Below are 17,614 nucleotides of genomic sequence, written 5' to 3'. Positions count from 1 at the left end.
TTCGGTTTTCTTTCTCTTTTCGCTCATAATTTGGTATAATAAACGGTATGAAAATCGTATCAGGAATCTATGGGGGACGTCCCCTCAAGACACTAGAAGGCAAGACGACAAGACCTACTTCGGATAAGGTTAGGGGCGCCATTTTTAACATGATTGGTCCCTACTTTGAAGGGGGACGAGTCTTGGACCTTTATGCAGGTAGTGGTGGTTTATCTATCGAGTCAGTCTCACGTGGCATGTCCAGTGCTGTTTTGGTGGAGCGTGACCGTAAGGCTCAGGCTATCGTGGCTGAAAATATTCAGATGACCAAGGAAGTTGAAAAATTTCAACTCCTCAAGATGGATGCAGAAAGGGCATTGGAACAGGTATCTGGGGAATTTGACCTCATTTTCTTAGACCCTCCTTATGCCAAGGAACAAATCGTAGCAGATATTGAAAAAATGGCTGAGAGAGACCTTTTTTCTGAAGATGTCATGGTCGTGTGTGAGACGGATAAAGCCGTTGAACTTCCAGAAGAAATTGCCTGCCTGGGTATCTGGAAGGAAAAGATTTATGGAATTAGTAAGGTGACAGTCTATGTCAGATAAGATTGGCTTATTCACAGGCTCGTTTGATCCGATGACAAATGGGCATCTGGATATCATTGAACGGGCGAGTAGACTTTTTGACAAGCTCTATGTCGGTATTTTTTTTAATCCCCACAAACAAGGATTTCTCCCTATCGAAAATCGTAAACGGGGTTTAGAAAAGGCTTTGGGACATTTGGAAAATGTTGCAGTCGTGTCTTCTTATGATGAATTGGTAGTTGATGTCGCAAAAAGACTGGGGGCTACCTGTCTAGTGCGGGGGTTGAGAAATGCAACGGATTTGCAATATGAAGCCAGTTTTGATTACTACAACCATCAACTGTCTCCTGATTTAGAGACCATATATTTGCATAGCCGACCGGAACATCTCTATATCAGTTCATCCGGTGTTCGAGAGCTGCTGAAGTTTGGTCAGGATGTTGCCTGCTATGTTCCTGAGAGTATTTTGGAGGAAATAAGAAATGAAAAAAAAGATTAGATGGCCCTTATACGTCATTGCGGCCTTGATAGCGACTTTCTTGGCATTTGTAGTGCCCTTGCCCTACTATATAGAAGTTCCAGGTGGTTCGGAAGATATTCGCCAAGTCCTTAAAGTAAATGACACAGAAGATAAGGAAGCTGGGGCCTATCAATTCGTTACGGTTGGTGTCCAGCACGCTACTTTAGCCCATATGATTTATGCTTGGTTGACGCCTTTTACAGATATTCGTAGTGCCCAAGAGACTACAGGTGGCTCTTCTGATGTTGAATTTATGCGGATCAATCAATTCTACATGCAAACATCGCAAAATATGGCCAAGTATCAAGGGCTAAAAACAGCTGGTAAGGATATTGAACTAAAATATCTTGGGGTTTATGTTTTGACTGTGACGGATAATTCGACCTTTAAAGGGATTCTCAACATCTCTGATACGGTCACAGCAGTCAATGATCAGACATTCGACAGTTCCAAAGACTTGATTGATTACGTCAATTCTCAAAAACTAGGGGACTCCGTCAAGGTGACCTATGAAGAGGATGGGCAAACCAAGTCTGCAGAAGGTAAGATTATTACCTTGGAAAATGGCAAAAATGGAATTGGAATTGGCTTGATTGACCGTACAGAAGTGACCAGTGATGTCCCAATTCGCTTTTCAACAGCCGGTATCGGCGGACCAAGTGCTGGTCTCATGTTTAGTCTGGCCATCTATACCCAGATATCTGACCCTGGCCTTCGAAATGGCCGTATCGTTGCCGGTACAGGAACCATTGACCGCGATGGGAATGTGGGGGACATTGGAGGTATTGATAAGAAAGTTGTAGCTTCGGCTAGAGAAGGTGCTGCTATTTTCTTTGCTCCAGATAACCCTGTTAGCGAAGAAGAACAAAAAGCACATCCTGATGCGAAAAACAACTACCAAACAGCCCTAGAAGCAGCTAAAACAATCAAGACAGATATGAAAATCGTGCCAGTTAAAACCCTACAAGATGCAATTGATTACTTGAAAAACAATCCCTAGTTTTTGAGTGAAGTTTCCAAACTAGCGCACAAACAGAGAAGATGGTATAATAGTCAAATGGTTCAATTATTATTCACTCTAAGCAGTCACATGCTCTTTATTTATGTGAGTTTTTACCTTTTAAAGAATCTTGTTAGATGGGAAAAGGTTTTAAAAGTGACAACTGAGAATACAGGAAAAGTTCGTTTACTAGTAGCCTTTTTCAGCATTGTCATGGGCTATATCATGAGTTCTTTCTTTATCAGCCTATATCAGTTGTGGCAAGAAGCGCTTAGAGGATTATTATAATTTGCGTGTTTAAGAAATTACTTTCAAGATATTATTAAACTTATAGGGAGAAATAGAATTCATGGATATTATAATCTTATTATTGATAACGCTATTAATTTATTTGTTACCTCAAAATAAGGATTATCTAAATGCTAAATCTACATCAGGGCTTAGAGGATTTCTAGCTATAGGAATAATATTTCATCATTTGTCACAATGGGTTACATCTGGTGATGAATTTTCTAATTTTTCCTATATGGGAACTTATATCGTTTCTATTTTCTTCTTTTTATCAGCCTATGGATTGTATTTTCAGAACGAAAATAAGAAAAACTACCTAGATAATTTTTTAGTTAAGAGACTTTCTAAAATTCTAGTTCCATTTTTTTCTATATCTTTGATTTATATGTTTTACAGATTCGTAAACGGTCAATTAATGGATTTAGATTTTTTTGCTAATTTATTTAAAAAAGGAAGTACAATTATTTATAATGGTTGGTTTGTCGATATTATAATTTTAATGTATATATTTTTTTATATATCATTTAAGTTTTTCAAAAATAAGTTTATTTCTATTGTTATCAATACAGTATTCATAATTGGTTATATCTGTTTAGCTATAAAATTAGGTTACGGTTTTTGGTGGTATAATAGTGTTTTTCCCTTCATTATTGGCTTAATATGGGCTAAAAATAAAGAGAAAATTGATGGAGTTTTAGATAGACATTATTTTATCATACTTGTTTTAGTAACTGTGTTACTCTTTATTTCACATCAATACGATATTTTGTTGAGGTATGTGCATTTAGAAGATAGTTATAGTTATGCGTTAGCTGCTAATTTAGATAATATTATTTTTACAATCTACTTTATTATTGTTTTTCTGAAAAAAATAAATTTTTCAAATATGTATTTGATTTTACTAGGTAGTATATCGTTTGAATTATATATGATACATGGATTAGTAATCTCTATTCTAGAAAAAATATTTGTGTCATCCAGAGTAAATGATGTGTTATTTACATTTTTTGTATTGATGATAAGTCTGATTTTGGCTTGGATTATTAACAAATTAGTTAATAGGTTTATTCAAAAAGTAAGTCTATTACAAAATCAAGAGTAAAGGAAATAAGTATGGAAAAAATTGTGGTTCAAGGTGGCGATAATCGTCTGGTAGGAAGTGTTACGATCGAAGGAGCAAAGAATGCAGTCTTGCCTTTGTTGGCAGCGACTATTCTAGCAAGTGAAGGAAAGACCGTCTTGCAGAACGTTCCTATCTTGTCAGATGTTTTCACTATGAATCAGGTGGTTCGTGGTTTGAATGCCAAGGTGGATTTTAATGAAGAAGCCCATCTTATTGAGGTGGATGCAACGGGAGATATCACTGAGGAAGCTCCTTACAAGTATGTCAGCAAGATGCGTGCCTCCATCGTTGTCTTGGGGCCAATTCTTGCCCGTGTGGGTCATGCTAAGGTATCCATGCCAGGTGGTTGTACGATTGGTAGCCGACCTATTGATCTTCATTTGAAAGGTCTAGAAGCTATGGGGGCTAAGATTAGTCAGACAGCTGGTTATATCGAAGCCAAGGCTGATCGCTTACATGGAGCTCATATTTACATGGACTTCCCAAGTGTTGGTGCTACGCAGAACTTGATGATGGCAGCGACTCTAGCTGATGGGGTGACAGTGATTGAAAATGCTGCGCGTGAGCCTGAGATTGTTGACCTAGCCATTCTCCTCAATGAAATGGGAGCTAAGGTTAAGGGTGCTGGTACAGAGACCATTACCATTACCGGTGTTGAGAAACTTCATGGTACGACTCACAATGTAGTCCAAGACCGTATCGAAGCAGGAACCTTTATGGTAGCTGCTGCCATGACTGGTGGTGATGTCTTGATTAAAGACGCTGTCTGGGAGCATAACCGTCCCTTGATTGCCAAGTTGCTTGAAATGGGAGTGGAAGTGACAGAGGAGACTGAAGGGATTCGAGTTCGCTCTCAACTAGAAAATCTAAAAGCTGTTCATGTGAAAACCTTGCCTCACCCAGGATTTCCAACAGATATGCAGGCTCAATTTACAGCCTTGATGACCGTCGCAAAAGGGGAGTCAACTATGGTGGAGACAGTTTTCGAAAATCGTTTCCAACATCTAGAAGAAATGCGTCGCATGGGCTTGCACTCTGAGATTATCCGTGATACAGCTCGTATTGTTGGTGGTCAACCTTTGCAGGGGGCAGAAGTTCTTTCAACTGACCTTCGTGCCAGCGCAGCCTTGATTTTGACAGGTTTGGTAGCACAAGGAGAAACTGTAGTTGGTAAATTGGTTCACTTGGATAGAGGTTACTACCGTTTCCATGAGAAGTTGGCGCAGCTAGGTGCTAAGATTCAACGGATTGAGGCAAGTGATGAAGATGAATAAGAAATCAAGCTATGTAATCAAGCGTTTACTTTTAGTCATTTTGGTGCTGTTTTTAGGTGCTCTAGCCCTAGGAATCGGTTTAATGGTAGGTTATGGAATCTTGGGCAAGGGTCAAGATCCATGGGCTATCCTGTCTCCAGCAAAATGGCAGGAATTGATTCATAAATTTACAGGAAATTAGGCTGGAGAACCAGTCTTTTTCTAGAGATAAGGAGAAAAATGGATAAAAAAACAAGACAGACACTGATCGGCCTGCTAGTGTTATTACTTTTATCTGCGGGAAGCTATTATATCAAGCAGATGCAGTCGACAGCTAATAGTCCTAAAACAAAGGTTAGTCAGAAAAAACAAGCGTCTGAAGCTCCTAGTCAAGCATTGGCAGAGAGTGTCTTAACAGATGCAGTCAAAAGCCAAATAAAAGGGAGTCTTGAGTGGAATGGCTCAGGTGCTTTTATCGTCAATGGTAATAAAACAAATCTAGATGCCAAGGTTTCAAGTAAGCCCTACGCTGATAATAAAACAAAGACAGTGGGCAAGGAAACAGTGCCAACTGTAGCTAATGCCCTCTTGTCTAAGGCTACTCGTCAGTACAAGAATCGTGAAGAAACTGGGAATGGTTCGACTTCTTGGACTCCACCAGGCTGGCATCAGGTTAAGAATCTAAAGGGTTCTTATACCCATGCGGTCGATAGAGGTCACTTGTTAGGCTATGCCTTAATTGGTGGCTTGGATGGTTTTGATGCCTCGACAAGCAATCCTAAAAACATTGCTGTTCAAACAGCTTGGGCAAATCAGGCGCAGGCCGAGGATTCGACTGGTCAAAACTACTATGAAAGCATGGTACGCAAGGCCTTGGATAAAAATAAGCGTGTCCGTTACCGTGTAACCCTTTATTACGCTACAAATGAGGATTTAGTTCCTTCAGCTTCACAGATTGAAGCCAAGTCTTCAGACGGAGAATTGGAATTTAATGTTCTAGTTCCCAATGTTCAAAAGGGGCTTCAACTGGATTACCGAACTGGAGAAGTGACTGTTACTCAGTAAAATACAAAAATAAACTCCTATGTCACTTGTGGATATAGGAGTTCTTTCTTACTAGTTTAAGCCGGGCTACAATAGATACTGTTACTCAATGAAAATTAAAGTGCAAACTAGGAAGCTAGCCGCAGCTTGCTTAAGCACAGCTTTGAGGTTGCAGATGAAGCTGACGTGGTTTAAAGAGATTTTCGAAGAGTATGAGAAAAAATAATATGTACTGGACTATATTTTGTGATATAATAAAGGATAAGATACTATTTTAGGAGAAGAACTATGGAAGACCCAAGTAGTCAGAATTTGTTGCTACAATTTGTTTTATTGTTTATCTTGACGGTGTTAAATGCCTTTTTCTCAGCCACAGAAATGGCCATGGTTTCACTTAACCGTGCGCGGGTTGAACAAAAGGCAGAAGAAGGAGATAGACGCTATATCCGTCTGCTGAAGGTACTAGAAAATCCTAACCACTTTTTATCAACCATTCAAGTAGGGATTACTCTGATTACGATCTTATCAGGGGCGAGTTTGGCAGAAACTCTGGGACGAGAAATTGCATCTTGGCTTGGAAATGGCGAAACAGCTTATGCCGTTGCAAGTTTTCTATCTTTAGCATTTTTGACTTATATTTCCATCGTTTTTGGGGAATTGTATCCTAAGAGAATCGCTCTTAATCTAAAGGATGCCTTGGCGATTCGTACAGCGCCAGTTATCATTGGGCTGGGGAAACTAGTTAGTCCCTTTGTTTGGCTCTTGTCTGCATCTACCAATCTCTTGAGTCGCTTGACTCCTATGACCTTTGACGATGCTGATGAAAAAATGACCCGTGATGAAATTGAATACATGCTGACAAATAGTGAAGAAACACTAGATGCTGACGAAATTGAAATGTTACAAGGAATTTTTTCACTGGACGAATTAATGGCCAGAGAAGTCATGGTTCCTCGAACGGATGCCTTTATGGTCGATATTCAGGATGATAGTCAAACCATCATCCAAAGTATTTTAAAACAAAATTATTCTCGTATCCCTGTCTATGATGGGGATAAGGACAATGTGATTGGAATCATTCACACCAAGAGTCTCCTTAATGCGGGCTTTGTGGACGGTTTTGACAATATTGTTTGGAAGAAAATCTTACAAGATCCACTTTTTGTTCCTGAAACTATTTTTGTGGATGACTTGTTAAAAGAACTGCGCAATACCCAAAGACAAATGGCAATCTTGCTGGATGAATACGGTGGGATGGCTGGTTTGGTGACCCTAGAAGACCTCTTAGAGGAAATCGTTGGCGAAATCGATGACGAAACAGATAAGGCTGAAATCGAAGTTCATAAAATTGGAGAAGATACTTATATTGTTCAAGGTACCATGAATCTCAATGATTTTAATGACTACTTTGATGTTGAACTGGAAAGTGATGACGTTGATACCATCGCTGGTTACTATTTGACAGGAGTTGGGACCATTCCAACGACTGAGAAACTCAGTTATGAATTAGTCAGCCAAAACAAACAGCTTATCCTAACCAATGATAAAGTGAAAAATGGACGTGTTACCAAGGTAAAAGTCCAAATTACCGAAGTCGAAATAGAAGAAGAAACAGAGTAAACTAGAGGCTTTTGTCACCAGGTGTGACGAAGCTTTTTCAGTTGATTTCATACTCTTCGAAAATCAAATTCAAACCGCGTCAACGTCGCCTTGCCGTACGCAAGTACAGCCTGTGGCTAGTTTCCTAGTTTGCTCTTTGATTTTCATTGAGTATCAAAAGATTGTCTCCTAAAAAGAAGTTTGCCCCAAATTCACCCCAAAAGTTTTTGTAAGTTATATGTATTTATCCGAAGAAAATAAAAAAAGCCCTTTAAACTGGGCTTTCTGTTTAAATGAAACTTGAAAAATCAAGTTATAGAAGGCGGTAGACGGATTTGAACCGACGATCAAGCTTTTGCAGAGCCGTGCCTTACCACTTGGCTATACCGCCTTAACGTTTATTATTATACCTTGAAAATGGTTTTCAGTCAATAGCTTTTTTAGTTTTTTTGTGTCAATAAGCCTAAATATTCTGAAAATTCGTTTACTTTTCTTGAAATCTATGATATAATTGATGATAACCTATACTTTATTTATAAGAGGAGTAAATAAATGAAAAAAAGTCAAGTGCTTGCTGTAGCGGGAGCTACCTTATTAGCGTCAGGAGTTCTAGCTGCGTGTTCAAACACTAGTTCAAATAATGCTAAACTAGCAAAAGATTACCAATATGTTTATCAAACAGATCCAGAAACTTTGGATTATATCGTCAGCAATATCGATTCAACATCATTCGTCACAACAAATGCTGTAGATGGTTTGTTGGCTAATGATAAATATGGTAACCTGGTTCCTTCTATTGCTGAATCATGGACAGTTTCAAAAGATGGTTTGACTTATACCTATAAAATCCGTAAGGATGCTAAATGGGTTACAGCAGAGGGAGAAGAATACGCTCCTGTAACTGCTAAAGACTTTGTTACTGGTTTGAAACACGCCGTAGATGGAAAATCAAAAGGACTTTCAATCGTTAGCTCTTCTATTAAGGGATTAGAAGCCTATATCAAGGGTGAAACAAGCGATTTTTCAACCGTTGGAGTAAAAGCGCTTGATGATCAAACACTAGAATATACCTTGAACCAGCCAGAAACTTTCTGGAATGACAAGACCACTAGTGGTGTTTTGATGCCGGTTAATGAAGAATTCTTAACTTCAAAAGGGGAAGGTTTTGGTGCCCCAACAGATGCTAACTCTATTCTTTATAACGGTCCATTTGTCTTAAAATCTGTAACTCCAAAATCGTCTATCGAGATGGCTAAAAATGATGCTTACTGGGACAAAGAAAATGTAAAAATTGAGAACGTTAAGTTCACTTTCTGGGATGGTAAGGACCAAGATGTCATTGCCAAAGGTTTTGCTGATGGTCAATATAGCAAGGCGCGTATCTTCCCTACAAGTTCTACATATGAAAAATATGCAGCTGACTTCAAAGATAACATTTACTTTAATGAACCAGGAGCGGGTGTTGCAACTGTCAGCTTGAACTATGGCCGTACAACCTATAATCACACTGCCAAAACAAGTGATGCCCAAAAGACATCTACTCAGAAAGCATTGCTAAACAAGGAATTCCGTCAAGCCTTGAACTTTGCTGTCGATCGTGCTTCTTATTCAGCTCAAACAAATGGTACTGATGGAGCTGCAGTAGCCATCCGTAATACGTTTGCACCTTATAATCTTCAAGTTGGTAAGAAAACATTTGGTGAGTTGGTACAAGAAAGCTTGGCTAAGACAAATTCTTCTACTTGGTCAAACGTGTCTCTAGCTGATTCTCAAAATGGCCTTTACAATGAAGAAAAAGCGAAGGAGGCCTTTGCTAAAGCTAAATCAAGCCTACAAGCTGAAGGTGTTGAATTTCCAATCCACTTGGATGCCTTGGTTATCCAAGAATCAACAGCGGTTGTAAACCGTGTTCAATCATTGAAACAATCAATTGAAAAAGTATTGGGTTCAGATAATGTTGTTGTAGACTTACAACAAATGACTCAAGCAGAAGCTTTACCAATTTCATTTAGCGCTCCAACAGCTAAAGAACAAGACTGGGATATCCATACCTTGCTAGGATGGAACCCTGACTATCAAGATCCTTCTACTTTCTTGGATCAATTCGTCCTTAAGGGAGGAAGCACTCGTCTCTACCTTGGTATTGACCAAAACACAGATGCATCAGTAGTAAGCAAACTTGGTTTAGCTGACTATGGAAAATTACTTGATGACGCAAACAGCGAAAACCAAGATGTTCAAAAACGTTATGAAAAATACGCGGTGGCACAAGCTTGGTTGACTGATAATGCTTTGACAATTCCAGTAATGGCTTCTCCTAAAGAAACAGCCGTTTCATATGTTTCAAAAGTTCTACCATTTAGCTCTTCATATTCAGTAGCCGGCCTTAAAGGTGAAAATTCAGGATACTTGAAGTACACTGAAGTTGGTGAAAAAGCAATCACCAAAGAAGAGTATGAAAAAGCTCGTGAAAAATGGTTGAAAGAAAAGACTGAGTCAAACGAGAAAGCTCAAAAAGAATTGGCAAGTCATGTGAAGTAAATAATTTTCAATAGAACTTTCTCTCCATGAGGAGAAGGTTCTTTTGGGATTTTTAAAGGAAATGATATGAAAAAATATATTTTTATGCGTGTTTTGCGGTCATTGGTTTCTATCTTCTTAGTAACAACCTTGACTTACACGATTATCTATACAATGGTTCCTCGAAAATTGATTTTCAAACAGGATACCAACTATAACAAGATTGCGACAACTGCTGATAAACGTGATAACTATGAGAATACTGTTTATGAGCGTATGGGTTATATCGAGTACTACGATACCAAAGAGTTGCAAGAGAAAGCTAGTCAGATGGATGCCTCTGTAACTGTTGAAGCAAATGACACCAACAAGGCCATCTATGAAAAATACATTAAACAAATCGGTCATGGTTGGACCTTGGGAGAATTTACTGAAAGTGGCCAATTCTATGCTACTCGTGAAATCCCAATTTTTGAACGTGTTTTCAAATTCTATGCTAACTTGATTGACATTGATCATACAAATAAAATTCAAGACCCTGAAAATCCAGACTTGAAACGTTACCTTCGTTTCGAAAACGATCCAGCTATCGGATGGTCCTTGGTCGGTTCAGGAACAAAACACAAATATCTCTTGTACTTCAACAGTCAGTTCCCATTTGTGCATCAAAACTTTGTGAACATTAATTTAGGTGACTCTTATCCAACCTATGCTAATAGTCCTGTTTTACAGGTTATTACTCAAGGACAAGGGCAAACAAAAACATCTCAAGTTCAGTTCCCAACAGGTAAGAAAACTTCTTCTGTAAATATTTACTCAAGAACCTACAAATCACCTAGTCAGGCTGACTCTCGTGAAGTAGCTAACTATGGGAAAGATGATCCATATACTGCAACTGAAAGCAACTACCAATATCCTTCTATGATTGCCAGCTCTGCTGTCGTTGGATTGATCGGTTTGGTGATTTCTTATGCGATTGCTGTGCCACTTGGTTCAGCTATGGCTCGCTTCAAGAACACATGGATTGATAGTTTCTCAACAGGGGCTTTGACCTTCTTGATGGCTCTTCCAACAATTGCCTTGGTTTATATCGTTCGTTTAGCTGGTTCTTCAATCGGCTTGCCAGATTCATTCCCTATCTTGGGTGCTGGAGATTGGCGTTCGTATGTTTTACCAGCAGTTATCCTTGGTTTGTTGGGTGCTCCTGGTACAGCTATTTGGATTCGTCGTTATATGATTGACTTGCAATCACAAGACTTTGTACGTTTTGCTCGTGCAAAAGGTTTGTCTGAAAAAGAAATTTCAAACAAACACATCTTTAAAAATGCCATGGTTCCGCTGGTTTCAGGGATTCCTGGTGCTGTTATCGGGGTTATCGGTGGTGCAACCCTTACTGAAACAGTCTTCGCCTTCCCAGGTATGGGTAAAATGTTGATTGACTCTGTAAAAGCATCTAATAACTCTATGGTCGTAGGTCTTGTCTTCATCTTTACATGTATTTCTATCTTCTCACTTCTTTTGGGAGATATTTGGATGACGATTATCGACCCACGTATTAAATTGACTGAGAAAGGAGGCAAATAATGTCTACAATCGATAAAGAAAAATTTCAGTTTGTAAAACGTGACGATTTTGCCTCTGAAGCCATTGATGCGCCAGCTTATTCATACTGGGGTTCAGTGTTTAGACAATTTATGAAGAAGAAATCAACGGTAGTCATGTTGGGAATCTTGGTAGCTATCATTTTGATGAGTTTCATCTACCCAATGTTTTCTAAGTTTGATTTCAATGATGTCAGCAAGGTAAATGACTTTAGTGCTCGTTATATCAAACCAAATGCGGAGCATTGGTTCGGTACTGACAGTAACGGTAAATCGCTCTTTGACGGTGTTTGGTTCGGAGCTCGTAACTCTATCCTCATTTCTGTGATTGCGACAGTGATTAACTTGGTTATCGGTGTCTTTGTCGGTGGTATTTGGGGAATTTCAAAATCAGTTGACCGTGTGATGATGGAAGTTTATAACGTCATCTCAAACATTCCATCTCTTTTGATTGTCATTGTCTTGACTTACTCAATCGGAGCTGGATTCTGGAATCTGATTTTCGCCATGAGTGTGACAACATGGATTGGAATTGCCTTCATGATCCGTGTGCAAATCTTGCGTTATCGTGATTTGGAATACAATTTGGCGTCACGTACCTTGGGAACACCAACCTTGAAGATTGTTGCCAAAAACATCATGCCACAATTGGTATCTGTTATTGTGACAACCATGACTCAAATGCTTCCAAGCTTTATCTCATACGAAGCCTTCTTGTCATTCTTCGGTCTTGGATTACCGATTACAGTGCCAAGTTTGGGTCGTTTGATTTCAGATTATTCACAAAACGTAACAACCAATGCTTACTTGTTCTGGATTCCATTGACAACTCTTGTCTTGGTATCCTTATCCCTTTTCGTAGTTGGTCAAAACTTAGCGGATGCTAGTGATCCACGTACACATAGATAGGAGTAGAAATGACAAAAGAAAAAAATGTAATTTTGACTGCTCGCGATATTGTCGTGGAATTTGACGTTCGTGACAAAGTATTGACAGCCATTCGCGGCGTTTCCCTTGAACTAGTTGAAGGAGAAGTATTAGCCTTGGTAGGTGAGTCAGGATCAGGGAAATCTGTTTTGACAAAGACTTTCACAGGTATGCTTGAAGAAAATGGTCGCATTGCCCAAGGAAGTATTGACTACCGTGGTCAAGATTTGACAGCTTTATCTTCTCACAAGGATTGGGAACAAATTCGTGGTGCTAAGATTGCGACTATCTTCCAAGATCCAATGACTAGTTTGGACCCAATTAAAACAATTGGTAGTCAGATTACAGAAGTTATTGTAAAACACCAAGGAAAAACAGCTAAAGAAGCGAAAGAATTGGCCATTGACTACATGAATAAGGTTGGGATTCCAGACGCAGATAGACGTTTTGATGAATACCCATTCCAATATTCTGGAGGGATGCGTCAACGTATCGTTATTGCTATTGCCCTTGCCTGCCGACCTGATGTCTTGATCTGTGATGAGCCAACGACTGCCTTGGATGTAACCATCCAAGCACAGATTATTGATTTGCTAAAATCTTTACAAAACGAGTACCATTTCACAACAATCTTTATCACCCACGACCTTGGTGTGGTGGCAAGTATTGCGGATAAGGTAGCGGTTATGTATGCAGGAGAAATTGTTGAGTATGGAACTGTTGAGGAAGTCTTCTATGACCCTCGCCATCCATATACATGGAGTCTCTTGTCTAGCTTGCCTCAGCTTGCTGATGATAAAGGGGATCTTTACTCAATCCCAGGAACACCTCCGTCACTTTATACTGACTTGAAAGGGGATGCCTTTGCCTTGCGTTCTGACTATGCAATGCAGATTGACTTTGAACAAAAAGCTCCTCAATTCTCAGTATCAGAGACACATTGGGCTAAAACTTGGCTACTTCATGAGGATGCTCCAAAAGTAGAAAAACCAGCTGTGATTGCAAATCTCCATGATAAGATTCGTGAAAAAATGGGATTTGCCCATCTGGCTGACTAGGAGGAAGGAAATGTCTGAAAAATTAGTAGAAATCAAAGATTTAGAAATTTCCTTCGGTGAAGGAAGTAAGAAGTTTGTCGCGGTTAAAAATGCTAACTTCTTTATCAACAAGGGAGAAACATTCTCGCTTGTTGGTGAGTCAGGTAGTGGGAAAACAACTATTGGTCGTGCCATCATCGGTCTAAATGATACAAGTAATGGAGATATCATTTTTGATGGTCAAAAGATTAATGGTAAGAAATCGCGTGAACAAGCTGCGGAATTGATTCGTCGTATCCAGATGATTTTCCAAGACCCTGCCGCAAGTTTGAATGAACGTGCGACTGTTGATTATATTATTTCTGAAGGTCTTTACAATCATCATCTGTTCAAGGATGAAGAAGAACGTAAAGAGAAAGTTCAAAATATTATCCGTGAAGTAGGTCTTCTTGCTGAGCACTTGACTCGTTACCCTCATGAATTCTCAGGTGGTCAACGTCAACGTATCGGTATTGCCCGTGCCTTGGTTATGCAACCAGACTTTGTTATTGCGGATGAGCCCATTTCAGCCTTGGACGTTTCTGTTCGTGCTCAAGTCTTAAACTTGCTCAAAAAATTCCAAAAAGAACTTGGCTTGACCTATCTCTTTATCGCCCATGACTTGTCGGTTGTTCGTTTTATTTCAGATCGTATCGCGGTTATTTACAAGGGTGTTATTGTAGAGGTTGCAGAAACAGAAGAATTGTTTAACAATCCAATTCATCCATATACTCAGGCTTTGCTTTCAGCGGTACCTATCCCAGATCCAATCTTGGAACGCAAGAAGGTCTTGAAAGTATATGATCCAGATCAACATGATTATGAGACAGATAAGCCATCTATGGTAGAAATCCGTCCAGGTCACTATGTTTGGGCTAACCAAGCCGAATTAGCGCGTTATCAACAAGGGTTAAACTAATAATGGTTTTATAATTTCCATGTCAACTTTTATGGAAATTATAAACCTTTTTTTGTTGGATTGATTTGGAAGGCTTTGAAAGTATCCTGAAAGAATTTTCGAAAAATTTTAAAAAATTCTGAAATATTCTTGACAGCTAATGAAAAAGGTGGTAAGATAGGAAACATCAAAAAAGAAAGCAGAAAAAGAAATGAATAAGAGACAAGCTGTAACGATGACTCAAAACTTTTACTTTAGCTACTTTAGATAGTGTTTGTAGACATGTCACCATGGATGCAAACAGTTCAAGCAATTTGTTTGTATCTATGTGGCTAAGATTTTTGATTGTGGTCCATATAGATGAATATCTAAATGGACTAGCTAAGTTGTAACTTGTTAGATTATTTCAGGCATCCGTTTAGGTATTATCTAGGCGGTTTTTTGTTTTATCTTTTCTGAGAAGGAGTTTCATTATGAAAGTTGTTCGAAAATTACTAGCCCCCCTCTTGGTAGTGGGGATTCTCTTGACCTCTCTGATTAGTTTGCATCAGTTGAAGGCAGATAAGAAAAAAGATGTGTTTCGTATCGGTATTTCGCAATTTATTACCCACCAGTCTCTAGATGCTACTAGAGAAGGATTTGTGGATGAGCTGGCTAAACAAGGCTATGTGGAGGGGAAAAATATTCAGATTGATTTGCAAAATGCACAAGGAGAACAGAGAAATCTAAAAACCATTTCCCAGCAACTAGCAGAATCCAGTGATGTCGTTCTAGCCATCGCAACGCCTTCTGCTCAGAGCTTGGCCAATACAACGCAAACGACACCGGTTGTCTTTTCAGCTGTAACAGACCCTATCAGCGCCAAGTTGGTTGAGACACGAGAACATCCTGGGGGCAATGTAACTGGGACAAGCGATCAGTCATCAGATGCCATTTCAACTCAAATTAACTTAATAAAGAAAGTCCTACCAAAGGCTAAAACAATTGGAATTCTCTATACTCAGAGTGAGCCAAATTCGGTTGTCCAAAAGGATGAAGCCAAACGACTTCTGGAAGAAAAAGGATTTACCGTTGTTGAAAAAACAATCTTGGACAGTAACAACGTCAAGGCGGCAGCAGAAAGCTTGATGACAGAGGTGGATATGGTTTTTGTACCAACGGACAATATCATTTCATCAACCATGGAAACAGTCAAGCAGGTTTCTATTAAACACAAGGTTCCAGTATTTGGTGGTTCCACAGAAATGATTGCTGTTGGTGGCTTGTATAACTACGGAACCAATTATGAAGAATTGGGACGGCAGACAGCACGAATGCTGGTTCGTGTTTTAAAAGGTGAGAAGCCAGAAAATATAGCAGTTGAGTTGCCTGGAAAACTGGAATTGCATACCAATCAAGAAATGGCAGAAGCATTGGGAATTGATATTAGTAAGTTAGAAGGCAAGGAATAAGGAGGTTTAAGATGAATTTTGTGTTATCTAGTTTATCAGAAGGTTTGCTATGGTCGATTATGGCTATTGGGGTCTACTTGACTTTCCGTATTTTGGATATTGCGGATATGACTGCTGAAGGAGCCTTTCCACTGGGGGCGGCTGTCGTCGTATCTCAGATACAGGCAGGGACAAATCCTTGGATTGCGACTTTACTTGCTTTGTTTGCAGGTATGGTAGCAGGTCTTGTATCAGGAATGCTTCACACCAAGATGAAAATTCCAGCTCTCTTGACAGGGATTGTGACCTTGACAGGGCTTTATTCCATCAATATTAAAATCATGGGAAGCGTGCCCAATCTTTCCTTGGGAGATTCTTCAACTGTCTTTAAACAGTTGGCGAGCTTGGGACTGACAAATGAAGGAGCTGTTTTCTCATTCAGTTTAGCCTGTCTCTTACTTGTTTGTTTGGTCTTGACCCTTTTGATGAAAACAGAGATTGGCCTTGTCTTGCGTTCGACTGGGGACAATATTCCGATGAGTGAGGCCAATGGGGTCAATGTAGACACCATGAAGATTGTTGGTTACATGATTTCAAACGGTTTGATTGCCCTATGTGGTTCCTTGTTTGCCCAAAATGATGGATTTTCAGATGTGACTTCTGGGACAGGAACCATTGTTGTTGGTTTGAGTGCAGTGATTATTGCGGAAGTCTTGATACACGACTTGACCATTGGAGGCCGCTTGTTATCCATCGGAATTGGTGCTATTGTTTATCGTTTGATTATTTTAAATATCTATGAAATTCCAAATCTAGATCAAAATCTAGTTCGTCTCTTTAATGCAATCTTGCTCGCCTTAGTTTTATTTGCACCAGAATTGCAAAAGAGATTAAAGATTCGTGGTCTGAAATTGAGAAATGAATAGGAGGAGAAAGTTATGGCAAGTTTGTTAACACTTGAAAATATTCATAAAACCTTTGAAGCAGGGACGGTCAATGAGAACCATGTCCTCAAAGGATTAGACTTAGAGGTTGAAGAGGGAGATTTTATCTCTGTGATTGGTGGAAATGGAGCAGGGAAATCCACTTTGATGAATATCTTGGCTGGCAATCTATCGGTGGATGAAGGGGACCTTCTACTGGCAGGGAAATCCATTAAAAATCTGAGTGTAAGAAAGAGAGCCAAGGATATCGCCCGTGTTTTTCAAGATCCTAAGATGGGAACAGCTTCTCGTCTGACGATTGAGGAGAATATGGCTATTGCCTTGAGACGCGGGCAGAAGAGAGGGCTTGGTTGGGGCGTGAAGGAGAAGGATAGAATCCAGTTCCAAGAGGCCTTGAAGGAGTTGAATATTGGCCTTGAAAAACGCTTGAAAGTGGATACTCAATACCTTTCAGGAGGACAAAGGCAGGCCTTGACTCTAGTCATGGCAGCCTTGGTGAAACCTAAGCTCTTGTTGTTGGATGAACACACTGCGGCACTTGATCCGAAAACTAGTCAAATGGTGATGGACTTGACGCAAAAGATTGTGGAACACCATCAGTTGACGACTTTGATGATTACCCACGATATGAACCATGCTATTGAGTACGGCAATCGTCTCATTATGCTCTATCAAGGCAAGATAGTGGTAGATGTCAAAGGAGAGGAGAAAAAGCATCTGACAGTTGAAGACCTTATGCATCTCTTCCAGAAAAATAGTGGCCAAAGTCTAGTTAGTGATGAATTAGTTTTGGGATAAAGAAAAACACCACACTTTGTTAGG

At 39.5% G+C, this 17,614-nt stretch carries 17 protein-coding genes and 1 tRNA gene; 17 read left to right on the top strand and 1 reads right to left on the bottom strand.

Annotated features, from left to right (window positions below):
• Positions 1–47: 47 nt before the first annotated feature.
• The 9 genes from rsmD to D7D53_RS07545 all read left to right on the top strand — a co-directional run bounded on the left by rsmD (position 48) and on the right by D7D53_RS07545 (position 7,417).
• Complete coding sequence (gene rsmD / locus D7D53_RS07585; RefSeq protein WP_120770613.1) at positions 48–587, top strand: 16S rRNA (guanine(966)-N(2))-methyltransferase RsmD; 540 nt, start codon at positions 48–50, stop codon at positions 585–587.
• A complete protein-coding gene (coaD, locus tag D7D53_RS07580; RefSeq protein ID WP_120770612.1) occupies positions 577–1,065 on the top strand; it encodes a pantetheine-phosphate adenylyltransferase in 489 nt (162 codons plus the stop codon). The genes rsmD and coaD overlap by 11 nt, the downstream gene beginning before the upstream one ends.
• Positions 1,049–2,086 carry a SepM family pheromone-processing serine protease gene (locus D7D53_RS07575; protein ID WP_120770611.1) on the top strand — a complete coding sequence of 346 codons (1,038 nt, stop codon included), beginning with the start codon at positions 1,049–1,051 and terminating at the stop codon, positions 2,084–2,086. Before coaD ends, D7D53_RS07575 begins: the two co-directional genes overlap by 17 nt.
• Before the next feature lie 57 nt (positions 2,087–2,143).
• Positions 2,144–2,374, top strand: coding sequence for a DUF1146 family protein (locus D7D53_RS07570; RefSeq protein ID WP_004260552.1), 231 nt, complete (start codon positions 2,144–2,146; stop codon positions 2,372–2,374).
• A gap of 61 nt (positions 2,375–2,435) precedes the next feature.
• Positions 2,436–3,479, top strand: a complete 1,044-nt coding sequence (locus D7D53_RS07565; RefSeq protein WP_004260556.1) for an acyltransferase family protein — start codon at positions 2,436–2,438, stop codon at positions 3,477–3,479.
• Positions 3,480–3,490: 11 nt separating this feature from the next.
• Positions 3,491–4,774 carry a UDP-N-acetylglucosamine 1-carboxyvinyltransferase gene (gene murA, locus D7D53_RS07560; RefSeq protein WP_120770610.1) on the top strand — a complete coding sequence of 428 codons (1,284 nt, stop codon included), beginning with the start codon at positions 3,491–3,493 and terminating at the stop codon, positions 4,772–4,774.
• The gene (locus tag D7D53_RS07555; RefSeq protein WP_004241151.1) at positions 4,767–4,955 is read left to right on the top strand and encodes a DNA-directed RNA polymerase subunit beta; all 189 of its coding nucleotides are present in this window, start codon (positions 4,767–4,769) and stop codon (positions 4,953–4,955) included. Before murA ends, D7D53_RS07555 begins: the two co-directional genes overlap by 8 nt.
• 38 nt (positions 4,956–4,993) lie before the next feature.
• A complete protein-coding gene (gene endA / locus D7D53_RS07550; RefSeq protein WP_120770609.1) occupies positions 4,994–5,818 on the top strand; it encodes a DNA-entry nuclease EndA in 825 nt (274 codons plus the stop codon).
• A gap of 267 nt (positions 5,819–6,085) precedes the next feature.
• Positions 6,086–7,417, top strand: a complete 1,332-nt coding sequence (locus D7D53_RS07545; protein WP_042750034.1) for a hemolysin family protein — start codon at positions 6,086–6,088, stop codon at positions 7,415–7,417.
• 299 nt (positions 7,418–7,716) lie between these two features.
• On the opposite strand, the gene D7D53_RS07535 is transcribed toward D7D53_RS07545, so the two are convergent.
• Positions 7,717–7,787: transfer RNA gene (locus D7D53_RS07535), tRNA-Cys, on the bottom strand.
• Between the two features lie 161 nt (positions 7,788–7,948).
• Between D7D53_RS07535 and D7D53_RS07530 the strand changes: the two genes are divergently transcribed.
• The 8 genes from D7D53_RS07530 to D7D53_RS07495 all read left to right on the top strand — a co-directional run bounded on the left by D7D53_RS07530 (position 7,949) and on the right by D7D53_RS07495 (position 17,590).
• Positions 7,949–9,937, top strand: a complete 1,989-nt coding sequence (locus D7D53_RS07530; RefSeq protein ID WP_120770608.1) for a peptide ABC transporter substrate-binding protein — start codon at positions 7,949–7,951, stop codon at positions 9,935–9,937.
• Positions 9,938–10,003: 66 nt separating this feature from the next.
• On the top strand, positions 10,004–11,500 hold the full coding sequence (locus D7D53_RS07525; protein WP_000759916.1) for an ABC transporter permease: 1,497 nt from the start codon (positions 10,004–10,006) through the stop codon (positions 11,498–11,500).
• Positions 11,500–12,426: an oligopeptide ABC transporter permease OppC gene (oppC, locus tag D7D53_RS07520; protein WP_000103691.1), complete on the top strand. Its 927-nt coding sequence runs from the start codon at positions 11,500–11,502 to the stop codon at positions 12,424–12,426. The genes D7D53_RS07525 and oppC overlap by 1 nt, the downstream gene beginning before the upstream one ends.
• 8 nt (positions 12,427–12,434) lie before the next feature.
• The gene (locus D7D53_RS07515) at positions 12,435–13,502 is read left to right on the top strand and encodes an ABC transporter ATP-binding protein (protein WP_000159550.1); all 1,068 of its coding nucleotides are present in this window, start codon (positions 12,435–12,437) and stop codon (positions 13,500–13,502) included.
• A gap of 10 nt (positions 13,503–13,512) precedes the next feature.
• Entirely contained in the window at positions 13,513–14,439 is a 927-nt protein-coding gene (locus tag D7D53_RS07510) for an ATP-binding cassette domain-containing protein (protein ID WP_001291285.1), read from the top strand.
• Between the two features lie 452 nt (positions 14,440–14,891).
• The gene (locus D7D53_RS07505) at positions 14,892–15,869 is read left to right on the top strand and encodes an ABC transporter substrate-binding protein (RefSeq protein ID WP_120770607.1); all 978 of its coding nucleotides are present in this window, start codon (positions 14,892–14,894) and stop codon (positions 15,867–15,869) included.
• Between the two features lie 11 nt (positions 15,870–15,880).
• Positions 15,881–16,774 (top strand): ABC transporter permease, encoded by an 894-nt coding sequence (locus D7D53_RS07500; RefSeq protein WP_120770606.1) that lies wholly within the window; start codon positions 15,881–15,883, stop codon positions 16,772–16,774.
• A 12-nt stretch (positions 16,775–16,786) separates the two neighbouring features.
• On the top strand, positions 16,787–17,590 hold the full coding sequence (locus D7D53_RS07495) for an ABC transporter ATP-binding protein (RefSeq protein WP_115259382.1): 804 nt from the start codon (positions 16,787–16,789) through the stop codon (positions 17,588–17,590).
• Positions 17,591–17,614 lie beyond the last annotated feature (24 nt).

It is taken from the genome of Streptococcus gwangjuense (genome assembly GCF_003627155.1).
GTDB lineage: Bacteria > Bacillota > Bacilli > Lactobacillales > Streptococcaceae > Streptococcus > Streptococcus gwangjuensis.
This window is presented reverse-complemented; position numbering and strand designations above follow the sequence as displayed.

What these genes read in the sequence shown, in the direction of transcription:
- rsmD (WP_120770613.1), top strand. Translation starts at nt 48, where the DNA reads ATGAAAATCGTATCAGGAATCTATGGGGGACGTCCCCTCAAGACACTA.
- coaD (WP_120770612.1), top strand. Translation starts at nt 577, where the DNA reads ATGTCAGATAAGATTGGCTTATTCACAGGCTCGTTTGATCCGATGACA.
- D7D53_RS07575 (WP_120770611.1), top strand. Translation starts at nt 1,049, where the DNA reads ATGAAAAAAAAGATTAGATGGCCCTTATACGTCATTGCGGCCTTGATA.
- D7D53_RS07570 (WP_004260552.1), top strand. Translation starts at nt 2,144, where the DNA reads ATGGTTCAATTATTATTCACTCTAAGCAGTCACATGCTCTTTATTTAT.
- D7D53_RS07565 (WP_004260556.1), top strand. Translation starts at nt 2,436, where the DNA reads ATGGATATTATAATCTTATTATTGATAACGCTATTAATTTATTTGTTA.
- murA (WP_120770610.1), top strand. Translation starts at nt 3,491, where the DNA reads ATGGAAAAAATTGTGGTTCAAGGTGGCGATAATCGTCTGGTAGGAAGT.
- D7D53_RS07555 (WP_004241151.1), top strand. Translation starts at nt 4,767, where the DNA reads ATGAATAAGAAATCAAGCTATGTAATCAAGCGTTTACTTTTAGTCATT.
- endA (WP_120770609.1), top strand. Translation starts at nt 4,994, where the DNA reads ATGGATAAAAAAACAAGACAGACACTGATCGGCCTGCTAGTGTTATTA.
- D7D53_RS07545 (WP_042750034.1), top strand. Translation starts at nt 6,086, where the DNA reads ATGGAAGACCCAAGTAGTCAGAATTTGTTGCTACAATTTGTTTTATTG.
- D7D53_RS07530 (WP_120770608.1), top strand. Translation starts at nt 7,949, where the DNA reads ATGAAAAAAAGTCAAGTGCTTGCTGTAGCGGGAGCTACCTTATTAGCG.
- D7D53_RS07525 (WP_000759916.1), top strand. Translation starts at nt 10,004, where the DNA reads ATGAAAAAATATATTTTTATGCGTGTTTTGCGGTCATTGGTTTCTATC.
- oppC (WP_000103691.1), top strand. Translation starts at nt 11,500, where the DNA reads ATGTCTACAATCGATAAAGAAAAATTTCAGTTTGTAAAACGTGACGAT.
- D7D53_RS07515 (WP_000159550.1), top strand. Translation starts at nt 12,435, where the DNA reads ATGACAAAAGAAAAAAATGTAATTTTGACTGCTCGCGATATTGTCGTG.
- D7D53_RS07510 (WP_001291285.1), top strand. Translation starts at nt 13,513, where the DNA reads ATGTCTGAAAAATTAGTAGAAATCAAAGATTTAGAAATTTCCTTCGGT.
- D7D53_RS07505 (WP_120770607.1), top strand. Translation starts at nt 14,892, where the DNA reads ATGAAAGTTGTTCGAAAATTACTAGCCCCCCTCTTGGTAGTGGGGATT.
- D7D53_RS07500 (WP_120770606.1), top strand. Translation starts at nt 15,881, where the DNA reads ATGAATTTTGTGTTATCTAGTTTATCAGAAGGTTTGCTATGGTCGATT.
- D7D53_RS07495 (WP_115259382.1), top strand. Translation starts at nt 16,787, where the DNA reads ATGGCAAGTTTGTTAACACTTGAAAATATTCATAAAACCTTTGAAGCA.